Below are 12,305 nucleotides of genomic sequence, written 5' to 3'. Positions count from 1 at the left end.
TCCATAGTCCCGCCCGTCCCGCTCGTCCTGGCGCGGGGTGCGAGACTTGGCCGGTGGACGTTGCCGAGGGCGATGAGGTCGCCCGGGTATTGCGCGAGGTCGGTCGGCTGGGGCCCTACTTCGAACTCCTCATGGACGACCTGGACGGCGGCGCCTGGCGCCCGTTCGCCGGGGACGTTGAGCGGCTGCGGGAACTGACCCGCGATCACGCCGTGCGGCTCCGGACGCAGGAGCGGCGAGTCGCCGCCTCCCTGCTGTTCCAGGGGCTCGCGGCGCGGTTGTGGTCGCCGGTCGCCGCGTCGGCGGCGGGCGGGCTCGTGCCCGACCTCGGGGACCTGCGGTGGTCGTGGGCGCCCGGCGAGCCGATCAGGCTCGGCGTCCCGGAGCCGCGCGGGTGGCGGGTCGAGGGCGCGGCTGAAGCCGCCTCCGTGATCCATCCCATGATCGTGGACGGCGTTCTCCGGCCGTTGCTGGCGGCGATGTCCGAGTTCGTCCGGCTGGCGGACGGGCTGGCCTGGGGGAACGCGGCGTCCGCGCTGGCGGGCACTCTGCGGGTGCCGGGGTCGCCGGTGCGGGCCGCGCTGGTGCGCGACCTGCTCGCGCGGGAGCCGCTGGCGGAGGCCTTGGACGACCGGTTCGTCCGCCGGAGCTGCTGCCTGTACTACCGGGTGCCCGGCGGTGGGAAGTGCGGAGATTGCGGGCTGTTGACCGAATAGTGAGACGCGAGCCCAAGCATTGAGACGTTTGCAGTAGAGTGCGCGCATGGCTTCGCGCAGCATTCGTCTGGCCGTCATCCCCGGTGACGGGATCGGCCCCGAGGTGGTCGCCGAGGGACTGAAGGTCCTCGACGCCGTGTCCGGCGACCTCACGTTCGAGCAGACCTCCTACGACCTGGGCGCCGCCCGCTGGCACCGGACGGGGGAGACGCTGCCCGACTCGGTGCTCGCCGAGCTGCGCGAGCAGGAGGTCATCCTGCTCGGCGCCGTCGGCGACCCGAGCGTGCCCAGCGGGACGCTGGAGCGCGGGCTGCTGCTGCGCACCCGCTTCGAGCTGGACCACTACGTCAACCTGCGGCCCGTGAAGCTGTTCCCGGGGGTCGCGACGCCGCTGGCCGGCGTGTCGCCCGCCGACATCGACATGGTCGTCGTCCGGGAGGGCACCGAGGGCCCGTACACCGGCGTCGGCGGGGTGCTGCGCAAGGGCACGCCGCACGAGGTCGCCACGCAGGAGAGCGTGAACACCGCGTTCGGGGTCGAGCGGGTCATCCGGTACGCGTTCGAGGTCGCGGCGTCCCGTCCGCGCAAGAAGCTCACGCTCGTCCACAAGGACAACGTCCTGACCTTCGCCGGCGACCTGTACCAGCGGGTCCTCAAGCGGGTCGGCGAGGAGTACCCGCAGATCGCCACGGACTACGTCCACGTCGACGCGGCCACGATGTTCTTCGTCAACCAGCCGCAGCGGTTCGACGTGGTCGTCACCGACAACCTGTTCGGCGACATCATCACCGACATCGGCGCCGCGATCGCGGGCGGGATCGGGCTCGCCGCGTCCGGCAACGTCAACCCCGACCGGACGGCGCCGTCGATGTTCGAGCCGGTGCACGGCAGCGCGCCCGACATCGCCGGGCAGGGCAAGGCCGACCCGACCGCCACGATCCTGTCCGTCGCCATGCTGCTCGACCACCTCGGCGAGGGCGACGCCGCCCGCCGGGTCGAGCAGGCCGTCTCCGACGACCTGGCCGAGCGCGCCGCCCTGGGCGCCCGGTCCACGTCCCAGATCGGCGACGCGATCGCCAAGCGAGTATCCGGGTAGGGCACGCCGCCTGTCCGGACGGACCGGGCGTGCCCTCGCGGCGCGCCCGGTTTTCGGCATGCGCCGCGCGTGGAGGAGCAGGTCTAGACGAAGTACGACAATAGGGATGAGAGACGCCACAGCGGCGATGGGGCCGCCCGGCGATCCGCGAGAGGACGAACCGCGATGAGCGACACCCTGGAGTTCGAGATCACGCGCACCGAGCGGCCCGCGAGCGCCGCCGAGCGGGCCGCGGTCCTGGCCGATCCCGGCTTCGGCCGGCACTTCACCGACCACATGGTCACGATCAGGTACTCGGCCGACCGCGGCTGGCATGACGCGAAACTCGAACCGTACGGGCCGATCCCGATGGACCCGGCCTCGCAGGTGTTCCACTACGCCCAGGAGCTCTTCGAGGGTCTCAAGGCCTACAAGCAGCCGGACGGGTCCATCGTCACCTTCCGGCCGTACATGAACGCGGCGCGGATGAACCGGTCCGCCAAGCGGATGGCGATGCCGGAGATCCCCGAGCAGCTGTTCGTCGACGCGATCGAGCTGCTCGTCGGCACCGACCGGGAGTGGGTCCCCGACGCCGAGGGCCACAGCCTCTACCTGCGGCCGTTCATGTTCGCCACGACCCGCGCCCTCGGCGTCAACAGCCCCGCGAACGAGTTCCTGTTCATGGTGATCGCGTCGCCGTCCGGGCTGTACTACCCGCGCGGGATCAAGCCCGTCTCGGTGTGGCTGTCGCAGGACTACACCCGCGCCGCCCCCGGCGGGACGGGCGAGGCCAAGTTCGGCGGCAACTACGCGGCGTCGTTCGCCGGGCAGGCCGAGGCCGTCGCGCAGGGCTGCGACCAGGTCGTCTGGCTCGACGCGGTGGAGCACCGCTGGGTCGAGGAGGTCGGCTCGATGAACCTCATGTTCGTCTACGGCTCCGGCGCGGACGCGCGGCTGCTCACACCCGCGCTCACCGGCACGCTGCTCGCCGGCATCACCCGCGACTCGATGCTCAAGCTGGCGCCCGACCTCGGGGTCCCGGCCGCCGAGGGCAAGATCAGCATCGAGGAGTGGCAGCAGGGCTGCGAGTCCGGCGAGATCACCGAGGTGTTCGGCTGCGGCACCGCCGCGATCATCAGCCCGGTCGGCCGGGTCAAGGGCCGGGACCGGGAGTGGACGATCGGCGACGGCGAGCCCGGCGAGATCTCGATGCGGCTCCGCCAGGAGCTGGTCGGCATCCAGTACGGCACCCGCCCCGACCCCTACGGCTGGGTCCACAAACTCGTCTGACCTGCGGGTTCATGGGCCCCGGCCGACCCTGCGCCGGGGCCCCGCCGTCTCATCATGCGAGACGAATGTCCCAAGCATTCGACGCATATGGCAGACTGGAGCGCATCATGCGCAACAGCCTCGTCATTATCGGCTGGCGCGCCGGCAGCTAACGGGACACCGCCGGCGCGCAGACCTCTCACGTCCGTGAGGGGTCTTTTTTGTGCCCTGGCGCCACCCTCTGGGGGTTCTCACCAATGCAAGGCGACGCGTTCCACGTCTACGACACCACCCTGCGCGACGGGTCCCAGCAGGAGGGGCTCAACCTCTCCGTGCCCGACAAGCTCGCCATCGCGCGGCACCTCGACGACCTGGGCGTCGGCTTCATCGAGGGCGGCTGGCCGGGCGCCAACCCCAAGGACACCGAGTTCTTCAGGCGCGCTCGAACAGAGCTCGACCTGAGGCACGCGCGGCTCACCGCGTTCGGCGCGACCCGCCGGGCCGGGGTGAAGGCGGCCGACGACCCCCAGGTCGCCGCCCTGCGCGAATCCGGCGCGTCCGTCGTGACCCTTGTCGCCAAGAGCCACGACAGGCACGTCGAGCTGGCCCTCCGCACCACCCTGGAGGAGAACCTCGCGATGATCCGCGACACGGTCTCCCACCTGCGTGCGGAGGGCCAACGAGTCTTCCTGGACGCCGAGCACTTCTTCGACGGCTACCAGGCCAACCGCGCCTACGCGCTGGAGGCCGTCCGCACCGCCGCCGAGGCCGGCGCGGACGTCGTCGCGCTCTGCGACACCAACGGCGGCATGCTGCCGGACGAGCTGGCCGAGGTCGTCCACGAGGTCGTCGGGTACGGCGTCCGCGTCGGCATCCACTGCCACGACGACTCCGGCTGCGCGGTGGCGAACACGCTCGCCGCGGTGAAGGCCGGCGCCACCCACGTGCAGGGCTGCGCCAACGGCTACGGCGAGCGCAGCGGCAACGCCAACCTGTTCACCGTCGTCGGCAACCTGCAGCTCAAGCGGGGCATGAACCTCGTGTCGGACGCGCAGCTCGCCGAGATGACCCGCATCGCGCACGCCGTCTCCGAGGTCACCAACGTCGCGCCCAGCTCGCAGCAGCCCTACGTGGGCGTGTCGGCGTTCGCGCACAAGGCGGGCCTGCACGCGTCGGCGGTCAAGGTCGACCCGGACCTGTACCAGCACATCGACCCGGCCGCCGTCGGCAACGACATGCGGATGCTGGTGTCGAGCATGGCCGGGCGCGCGTCCGTCGAGCTGAAGGGCCGCGAGCTCGGCTACGACCTGTCCGGCGAGAAGGCCAAGGACGTCGTCGCCAAGGTCAAGGAGCTGGAGTCCACCGGCTACACCTTTGAGGCCGCGGACGCCTCGTTCGAGCTGCTGCTGCGCGAGGAGCTGACCGGCGTCCGGCAGCGGCACTTCGAGGTCGAGTCGTGGCGGTCGATCGTGGAGCGCCGCCCCGACGGCTCCATGGTCAGCGAGGCCACCGTCAAGCTGCACGCCAAGGGCGAGCGGATCATCGCGACCGGCGAGGGCAACGGCCCCGTCAACGCCCTCGACAACGCCCTGCGCCTCGCGCTCGGCCGGCTGTACCCGGAGCTCGGGCGGCTGGAGCTGGTCGACTACAAGGTCCGCATCCTGGAGGGCGCGCACGGCACCGACGCCCGGACCCGCGTGCTGATCGAGTCCGGCGACGGCGAGCGCGAGTGGGGCACGGTCGGCGTCGAGGACAACGTCATCGCGGCGTCCTGGCAGGCCCTGGAAGAGGCCGTCACCTACTGCCTGCTGCGCGCCGGCCACGAGGCCGGCTGAGGCCGCCCGCCGCGCGCGGCCGCGCTCGGGACGCCCCGTCGGGGAATGCCACCGGCCCGCGGGGCATTATCGGGGCATGAGCACCGAGATCACGGACAACGCCGAGAAGAGCCGCTACGAGATCAGGGTGGACGGAGACCTCGCCGGGTTCGCCGAGTACGAGCACGGGGAGGGCTCCGTCGTCTTCACCCACACCGAGGTCGACTCGGCGTTCGAGGGCAAGGGCATCGGGAGCGCGCTCGCCCGCGGCGCGCTGGACGACGTGCGGGGCACGGGCCGGACGGCCGTCCCGCTGTGCCCGTTCATCAAGAAGTGGATCGAGAAGCACCCCGACTACCAGGACCTCGTGGCCTCCTGACCCTCACACCGCGCGGAGCCGGGACGCGCCGCCCTCCAGCATCAGCCACGCCGACAGCGACGCCTCCTTCAGCCGGACCCTGACCCGCGAGTAGCGGCCCGGGTCGACGAGGCCGGGGGCGGGCGTGATCACCGTGTCGTACACGAAGTCGGACGTGACGAACGCCAGGTCGGCGCCGGTCTCGGCGACGCGGCGCTTCACCGCCGGGGCGTCCACCATCCGCCGCGTCGTGATGATGGCCGTCCCGGCGACGCCCTTCGGGCCGCGCTGCACCGGGCCGACGTGCAGCGCGGCGCGCAGCTGCAGCCGGGTGGCCTCGGCGGCGCGCCGGTTGTGCCGCCGCAGCTCCGCGGCCAGGTGCGCGAGCATCGGGTCGACCACCGTGTCGGTCGGCGTGGTCGGCGGGACGACGACGAGCGCGCCGTCGCCGCGGTCCTCCTGGTAGAGCCGGCCGAAGTCGAGGCCGGACGCGGTGAACGCCTCGCCCATCAGGTCGTACATCGCGGACAGCACGTACTCGCGGTCGGCGTCGGTGCGCACCGGCGAGCTGAACCGGGTGATGTCGGTGATGAGGATCGAGCAGTTGCCCCGCACGTCCTGGACGTCGTGCTTCTCGACCTGCCGCCGGTAGACCTGCTGCTCCAGGACGGCCCGCACGCGCGGGTTGAGGTCCAGGAAGGCCCCGAACTCGTGGGCGCCGACGCGCAGCGCCTCGATGTCGCTCTCCGCGGTGACGGTCGCGGACCGGTCCCGCACCACGAGCGCCGCCCGCTCGCCGACCAGCTCCCCGGCGCCCCGGAACGCGATGATCCGCTGCTCGGCGCCCTCCCGGACCCACACCCGCGTCCAGCCGGACAGGATCACGATGACCTCGCCCGCGACCCCGCCCTCCCGGCACAGGACCTCCTCGGCGCGGTAGAGGTGTCGGTGCGCACGCGCGGCGAGGTCGTACCGCTCGGCGGGCGTCAGCGCGTCCCAGAACGCCGTCGCCGCGCCGGCCGGCGCGGCGAGGTCGGGGACCGCGAGCATGCGGGGCGCCGCCGCGAGGACCGGCGGTCCGGGCGTCTCCCGCAGCGTGTCGGCCTTCAGGTACTGGACGAGGGCGTTGGCCACGGCCACCGCCGGAAACGTCAGGAATGTCAGGAACCCGCAGACAGCGGCGGTCGCCGAGCCGCCCACCGCGTATCCGAGCACCACGGCGGCGAGCGTCACCGCGGTGATGGCCTTCGCGTTCATCGTGCCCGCGTGCGAGGCCGTGCGCCTCCGCCACCGCGCCCTCCAGCGGTTCAGTTCCACGGAGTCTTCCTTCCCCCGGGAAGGCCGGGCGTAGTGTCACCCGGCCTCTCGGCGTCGGTTCCGTCCCCACGTCTCCCACTGAAGAGAGTAGAGCGAGATGCATACGAAAGCCATACGATGACTGTCTAAAGCTCAGGAACGGTTATGTCACCCGATGGCAAGACGGAGATATCGCAGGTTTCTCGCCCCGCCCTCCGGGGAACCCTTCCCGTGCATGCTGTACGTTGGGCATGGATTTGCTGACGGAGGGCTGTATGGTCGCCTGACCGGCGGGGCATTCCGGTCCCGGCGCCGGAAGGGACGGGGCGGGCCGGGCTCCGCGCCCCCGGATAGGAGTGAGCGCTCATGACGACATCCCGAGCAGCCTCCGAGACCTCGGGCGGGTCCATGGACGCGGACGATCCCGGCCGCGCCGCGCCCGCCGGGAACCCGCGCGCGGAGGCGGTCCCGCACAGCGAGCGCGTCACGGTCAACCTGACCGGCAAGGCCGTCCAAGCCCTCCAGCGCCTCCAGGAGCAGACCGGCTACAACAAGACCGACTGCATCAACCGCGCGCTGATCATCGCCGGCGAGATCGAGGGCATGTCCCGCGAACCCGGCGCCTTCTACTGGCGCGAGACCCCCGACAGCGACCTCATGCTCGTCCGCTTCGTCTGATTCGCGTCGTGCGGCACGGCCGCGCGAAGCGGGGTCGGCTCGGTGACGTCAGGGGATGTGGACGTCCTGCCGGGCGGACGCCGGCTTCGCGAGCCGCTGCGGGGGCTCCTCGGTGATGCGCCATGGGCGGTCCCGCCGAATCGCGGCGAGAGGTCTCTGGAAAAGGGCGCCCGAGGGTGTGTTGTCGCTGGTCGTGCGGATCGCGACATCGACGAAGCCCAAGCCGCGGTAGTAGTCGTGCAGCGCGTGGTTGTCCGTCCAGACGTCGATCCTGATCAGTTCCGCGTTCCGCTGCAGCGAGGCGCCCTTGAGGCCGGCCCAGTCGATCAGCTCGGCGCCGAGGCCCGTGCCCGCGTGCCCCCGGTGGACGACGAGCCGGTGCAGGTAGACGGCCTCGGTCTCGCGCTCCTCCGCCGTCCAGAGCTCCTCCTGGCCGAGCGTCCTGATGGAGACGGTCCCGATCGGGTCGTCCGCGTCGAACAGCAGCCAGGTCTCCCCGTTGGCCAGGGCCTCGTGGACCCGCTTCATCCGCCCCTCCGGGCTCGGCCAGGGCCGCTCCCACTGCCGCGTGTCCTTCCCCCGCAGCCAGCCGGCCGCGTGGTCGATCAGGTCGAGGACGACGCGGAGCTCGTCCGGCCGGGCCGTGCGGATGCGGTACCTGGGATCAGCGGCCCGGCTGCGTCGGCGGGCCCCGGTGTCTGTGTCCACGTGCTCCTGACTCCGAGAAAGACCGAGCCCCCGCCTCCCGGCCGGGTGACGCGAGCGCGAGGGCTCCCGTCCGGTCGGGAAGGGGGGCGTATGGGCAGTGTGGGACGGCCGCCGCGGCCGGGCGGCGGCCGGGCTATCCGCTTCCGGCGCCGTCGTCCGGCGGCGGCTCGGCCCCGGACTCCTCGGTGGACGCCAGACCGGGCGTCTTGAGGACGTCGAGGGGCACGTCGCCGTCGTTGTAGTGCAGCCGCGTGCGGTCCGCGGGCCAGACGGTCACGGTGACGCGGAACGCCTTGCCGTCGGAGGAGTAGGCGGTCCGGACGGTCTCGAAGACGACGCTCGCCGCGGAGTCGCCGAGGCGGAAGAAGCGCTTCTCGTTCTCGTCCGGGACGCGGGCCTTGATCTCGTCGTGGAAGCCCACCTCGCGGTACCCGAGCGCCTCGCCCAGGTACGCCACGGCGCCCTCGGGGATGTCGCGCGGGTACAGCAGCCGGGACGCGCCGTTGGTGGCGAACTCCAGCGGGTAGAAGGACGTCTGCAGCACCCACGGCTTCTCGTCCAGGAAGATCTCCTGGTGCCGGGAGATGAACTCCGAGCCGGACTTCGTCTGCAGGTACCGGGCGATGACCTTGGTGCCCTCCTGGACCTCCACCTTGACCTGCGACACCGACGCGTTGCGGCCCGCGGGGATGGCGGCGTCGCGGTTGTACCAGTCGTCCGACACGGCGCCGGGCGCGAGCCCGAGCTCGACGGCGCGGAGCGTGACGTGGACGATGTCGGGCCGCGGCACGACGAACGTCCCCTTGCCCTGCTCCGAGACGACGTACCCCTGCTGCCGGAGCCAGGCGAGCGCGTCCCGGACCGTGTTGCGGGACGCGCGGTAGTGCAGCTCCAGCTCCTTCTCGGGAGGGAGCGGGCGCCGCCCGGACGACCCGTCCTCGGGCGCGAGGTCCCCGGAGTCGATGCGCCGGCGCAGGTCGTCGGCGATGTCACGCCAGCGGAGAGGCGTCGTGCGGGCCATCGGATCCGCTCCCTTCCTGCCGGTTCGCGGTCCGGTCGTGCCGACCGCCGGATGAGCGGGACGTGCACGGAACCGGACTTCTGAACAAGTACTTCCCATCCCAGGTGTTTGCAATCCCAAGAAAGGGTACACCTTGACTGAGAGACTTGTTGGTACAAGTCGATGAAATAAGAACAGCGACAACGGTATCAGCAGGACGTCCCAGACGTAAGGCATATCGCGAACCCGGAGGAGGTTCACCATGACCGCGCTGGTCGCGCTGTGGATCCTGGTCCCCGCGGCGCTCTTCCTGACCCTGGTCCTCTACACCGTCGGCATCGGCCTCCGGACGCGGAACGCGGACCTGCGCGGCGAGGCCGCCGCGGCGGGGGCCGACGGCCGCGCGCCGCGGCTGGTCACCGTCCGCGGCCTGGACGGGCCGCGCACATGATCCCCGGTCGCCGCGGGGCGGGCCGCTGACCTAAGGAGCGTTCGAGGTGGAAGACAGCCGGATGGACACGGCGCCGAGCGCGCCGGAGCAGCGGGGCGCGCCGGTGCGGCCGGGTGCGGTGCGGCCTGGCGCGCCGGGGTGGCCCGGCCGGCCGGACCCGCCCGCCGGGGCCGGTCCGGCGGGCGGCCGCCGTGCGGTGGGGGAGCGCCTCCTGGTGGACGGGCCGACCCTGATGGATCAGCCGGGCCCGGGGGCGGTTCCAGTGCTGAGCCTGACGCCGGTCCCCGAGGCGCGCGCGGCACGGGAGCCGTGGGACGGCGCCCTGCGCCTGGCGGTCACCGGGGTGACGGTACTGGTGATCACGGCCGAGCTGGGGCGGCGGGCGGGCGCGCCGGCGCGGCTTACCGCGGTGTGCTCGGCAGGGGCGTGCGCCATGGCCGTCGGGCCGTGGCTCGTCCCGCAGTTCGTCCCCCGGCTCGCCTCGGCCTGACGCTTCGGAGAACAGGGGGTACTGAAGGGAGGAAAGTGGTGAAAGGGGCTGTTTGGCCTGCCTTCAGCCAAATTTCTCCCTCAGAAACAGGACATATGGGATCAACTTCCCTCATACTTCGTAATGAGATCGAAGAGAGGGATGACCCAGTGATCGACCGAATTCGGCCCCTGCCTCACTCGGACCCCTTCGTCGACGCCACCCGTGCCTACATCACCCGGGTCGGCGATGAGCTGCAGGCGAGCGGGGTGGCCCTCCGCGACGTCTGGCTCGACCCGTGCAGCCCCCGGGACGCGACCTTCGTCCTCGGGCTCCGGGCCGTCGTGTGGAACGAGTCCGAGGGCTTTGTGCTCGGCGAGTTCGTCTCCGGGGAGCCCGGCGTGCGGACGGTGCTGCGCGACCCCGTACGGCTCGGAGACGGCGTGCTGCCCGACCCGCGCTCGGTGGTGCGGGCGCTGGAACGCGGCGGTGAGGGTGCGCCGGTCGCACTGCGGTCCTACGGTGCCGGGCACGACGGCCTCGAGGACGCGCTGCTCCGCTACACCGCCGGCTGAAAACCGGTCGTTCGCACGAACGAGGATGTTTCCATCGGTATCGGGGCGGCTACGCAGAAAGTTCGCCAAACTCGGCTAAACCGGTGGCGGATTTTGTGAACGGCGTCCAATATGGGGTCTGCACGGTACGCGTGGCGTCCCCGCGTGCCCGCGTCCATCGAACCGAATCGCCGGAGTGATCGCATGCCCGCTCGACCCTGGACCCCCGAGGACCTTGGGCGTCCCACGGACGGGACATGGGCCGACGTCGCCTTCGGCCTGGGCGAGATGTACGAGCACGAGGGCGACCTGGAGCAGGCCGCCGGCTGGTACCGGCGGGCCGCCGAGTCCGGCCGCGCCGACGCCGCGCTGCGCCTCGGCGCCGTGCTGGGGCGGATGGCCGACGCCGGGACCGCCGGGGACGCGGCCGGGGAGCTGATCGCCGAGGCCGCGCGCTGGCTCAGCGGGGCCCTCGACACCACCAGCACGGACGCCATCGAGCTCATCACCGACATGCTCAACCGGCAGCTGCGGCAGGCCGCGCGCCGCGGGCTGGAGCCCGCCCCGGCCGGCTGACGCCCTCCGCGCGCCGCCCGGTTCGATATGAACCGAACCGCTTCGCCCGTCGTCGGACTCCATGAGATCGACGACAGCGGAGGGTGGACGAGTTGAGCGGCGAGGAGCCCGGGTACGTGCCCCCGGACCACAAGACGACCGCCGAGTTCCGTGTCCCCGGCCGGGCCGCCGCGCCGGACGCCGGGACGGGCGGCGATGCCACCCTCGTCGACGAACCCGCGGACGGCCCGGCGGACGCGACGGTCCAGGACGTCCCGGTGGACGATCTGGCCGGCGCCCCGGACGTCACCCTCGACGACGCCCTCCCGGTCGACGACCCCGAGGGCGACCCCGAGGGCGACCCCGAGGGCGACCCCGAGGACGATCCGGAAGACGACCCCGAAGACGATCCCGAGTTGACGTCGCAGGATCTCGCCGCGGAGGGCCCCGGAGTGACGTCCCGCGATGCGCCGGAGAAGGCGTCCGCGACGGTCACCGACATCCGACTCGAAGAGCACGCCCCGCCTCGGGAGGAGCCGGAACGGCCGGCGCCCCCGCCCCCGCCGGCGCCGGTCGTGGGGGAGGCCCCCTGGACGGAGCAGTTCGGCGCGGAGCAGGAGACGGCGGCTTCCGGCGCCGCCGCGCCGGCGGCGGCCGCCTTCGCCATGCCGTCGCCGGACCTCGCCGGGGCCGCCGGTCCCCAGCCCGACGCGACCGCCCCGGCGATGCCGGCCGGCGCAGTGCCGCCGGCGCGGTCCAGGCGCCCGATGATCCTGATCGCGGTGGTCGGGGCCGTGGTGCTGCTGGCCGCCGCCGCGCTCGTGGCACTCCTGTTCGCGGGGAACGACTCGAAGGACGAGAAGGCCGCCCCGAATCCGGCCCCTCCGGCGGCGTCCGCCCCCGCGACCGGCGGGCCCGCCCCGGTGCCGTCGTCCGGCGCGCCCACCCCGGGCGAGACGCCGCCCGCCGCGCCGCCCGCGAACGGTCAGCCGCCCGCGGAGCAGCCCAGCGGGCCGCCTCCGGTGACCACCGCCCCGATCGGCCCGCTCGTCGGCGGCGACGGGATCACCTACCAGCTCGTCCAGCAGGACGAGGGGTACTTCGAGGGCAGGATGGTCATCACCAACCGCACCGGCCGTCCCATGACGACGTGGACGCTGACGTTCCGCGCCCCCGGCGCGGACGTGAAGAACATCTGGGGCGCGGCGCTCGTGCACGGCGGCACCGAGGTCGAGATCCGGAACCTGGACGGCGCCCGCGCGATCCCGCCGGGCGGCACCTGGGAGATCCAGTACGGCGCGGCGGGGCGGGCGTCCACGCCGGAGGGCTGCGAGCTCAACGGCGAGGCATGCGGCTTCTGAC

Annotated in this window: 14 protein-coding genes; 11 read left to right on the top strand and 3 right to left on the bottom strand. The window is 72.4% G+C overall.

What is annotated here, in order from left to right; all coding sequences use genetic code 11:
- Window positions 1-53: 53 nt before the first annotated feature.
- The 5 genes from ACGFI1_RS05155 (at window position 54) to ACGFI1_RS05135 (ending at window position 5,253) form a co-directional block, all read left to right on the top strand.
- Window positions 54-716 carry a (2Fe-2S)-binding protein gene (locus tag ACGFI1_RS05155; RefSeq protein ID WP_392783037.1) on the top strand — a complete coding sequence of 221 codons (663 nt, stop codon included), beginning with the start codon at window positions 54-56 and terminating at the stop codon, window positions 714-716.
- A 46-nt stretch (window positions 717-762) separates the two neighbouring features.
- A complete protein-coding gene (locus tag ACGFI1_RS05150) occupies window positions 763-1,812 on the top strand; it encodes a 3-isopropylmalate dehydrogenase (RefSeq protein ID WP_138637824.1) in 1,050 nt (349 codons plus the stop codon).
- A gap of 165 nt (window positions 1,813-1,977) precedes the next feature.
- A complete protein-coding gene (locus ACGFI1_RS05145) occupies window positions 1,978-3,081 on the top strand; it encodes a branched-chain amino acid aminotransferase (RefSeq protein WP_392783034.1) in 1,104 nt (367 codons plus the stop codon).
- 236 nt (window positions 3,082-3,317) lie between these two features.
- Window positions 3,318-4,895, top strand: coding sequence for a citramalate synthase (cimA, locus tag ACGFI1_RS05140; RefSeq protein ID WP_138637826.1), 1,578 nt, complete (start codon window positions 3,318-3,320; stop codon window positions 4,893-4,895).
- 76 nt (window positions 4,896-4,971) lie between these two features.
- Window positions 4,972-5,253 (top strand): GNAT family N-acetyltransferase, encoded by a 282-nt coding sequence (locus ACGFI1_RS05135; RefSeq protein WP_364550918.1) that lies wholly within the window; start codon window positions 4,972-4,974, stop codon window positions 5,251-5,253.
- Window positions 5,254-5,256: 3 nt separating this feature from the next.
- On the opposite strand, the gene ACGFI1_RS05130 is transcribed toward ACGFI1_RS05135, so the two are convergent.
- On the bottom strand, window positions 5,257-6,549 hold the full coding sequence (locus ACGFI1_RS05130) for a Crp/Fnr family transcriptional regulator (RefSeq protein ID WP_392783031.1): 1,293 nt from the start codon (window positions 6,547-6,549) through the stop codon (window positions 5,257-5,259).
- Between the two features lie 345 nt (window positions 6,550-6,894).
- On the opposite strand from ACGFI1_RS05130, the gene ACGFI1_RS05125 reads away from it, so the two are divergent.
- Window positions 6,895-7,206 carry a hypothetical protein gene (locus ACGFI1_RS05125; protein WP_205719344.1) on the top strand — a complete coding sequence of 104 codons (312 nt, stop codon included), beginning with the start codon at window positions 6,895-6,897 and terminating at the stop codon, window positions 7,204-7,206.
- Between the two features lie 48 nt (window positions 7,207-7,254).
- Here ACGFI1_RS05125 and ACGFI1_RS05120 read toward each other — a convergent pair whose 3' ends face one another.
- Together ACGFI1_RS05120 and ACGFI1_RS05115 are read right to left on the bottom strand one after the other, a co-directional pair.
- Window positions 7,255-7,914 carry a GNAT family N-acetyltransferase gene (locus ACGFI1_RS05120; RefSeq protein WP_392783029.1) on the bottom strand — a complete coding sequence of 220 codons (660 nt, stop codon included), beginning with the start codon at window positions 7,912-7,914 and terminating at the stop codon, window positions 7,255-7,257.
- Window positions 7,915-8,047: 133 nt separating this feature from the next.
- Window positions 8,048-8,935, bottom strand: coding sequence for a GntR family transcriptional regulator (locus ACGFI1_RS05115; protein WP_301176780.1), 888 nt, complete (start codon window positions 8,933-8,935; stop codon window positions 8,048-8,050).
- 241 nt (window positions 8,936-9,176) lie between these two features.
- Between ACGFI1_RS05115 and ACGFI1_RS05110 the strand changes: the two genes are divergently transcribed.
- The 5 genes from ACGFI1_RS05110 to ACGFI1_RS05090 all read left to right on the top strand — a co-directional run bounded on the left by ACGFI1_RS05110 (window position 9,177) and on the right by ACGFI1_RS05090 (window position 12,304).
- Window positions 9,177-9,365: a hypothetical protein gene (locus ACGFI1_RS05110; RefSeq protein WP_138637831.1), complete on the top strand. Its 189-nt coding sequence runs from the start codon at window positions 9,177-9,179 to the stop codon at window positions 9,363-9,365.
- Between the two features lie 46 nt (window positions 9,366-9,411).
- On the top strand, window positions 9,412-9,855 hold the full coding sequence (locus ACGFI1_RS05105) for a hypothetical protein (RefSeq protein WP_392783024.1): 444 nt from the start codon (window positions 9,412-9,414) through the stop codon (window positions 9,853-9,855).
- Between the two features lie 149 nt (window positions 9,856-10,004).
- Window positions 10,005-10,409, top strand: a complete 405-nt coding sequence (locus tag ACGFI1_RS05100; RefSeq protein ID WP_392783021.1) for a DUF6292 family protein — start codon at window positions 10,005-10,007, stop codon at window positions 10,407-10,409.
- A 183-nt stretch (window positions 10,410-10,592) separates the two neighbouring features.
- Window positions 10,593-10,964: a hypothetical protein gene (locus ACGFI1_RS05095; protein WP_138637834.1), complete on the top strand. Its 372-nt coding sequence runs from the start codon at window positions 10,593-10,595 to the stop codon at window positions 10,962-10,964.
- A gap of 83 nt (window positions 10,965-11,047) precedes the next feature.
- Window positions 11,048-12,304, top strand: coding sequence for a cellulose binding domain-containing protein (locus tag ACGFI1_RS05090; protein WP_392783018.1), 1,257 nt, complete (start codon window positions 11,048-11,050; stop codon window positions 12,302-12,304).
- Window position 12,305: the final 1 nt, after the last annotated feature.

Source organism: Actinomadura geliboluensis, assembly GCF_043197915.1.
GTDB classification, from domain to species: Bacteria; Actinomycetota; Actinomycetes; order Streptosporangiales; family Streptosporangiaceae; genus Spirillospora; species Spirillospora geliboluensis.
The sequence above is the reverse complement of the archived record's forward strand: the minus strand, read 5'-3'. Positions and strand labels throughout refer to the sequence as shown.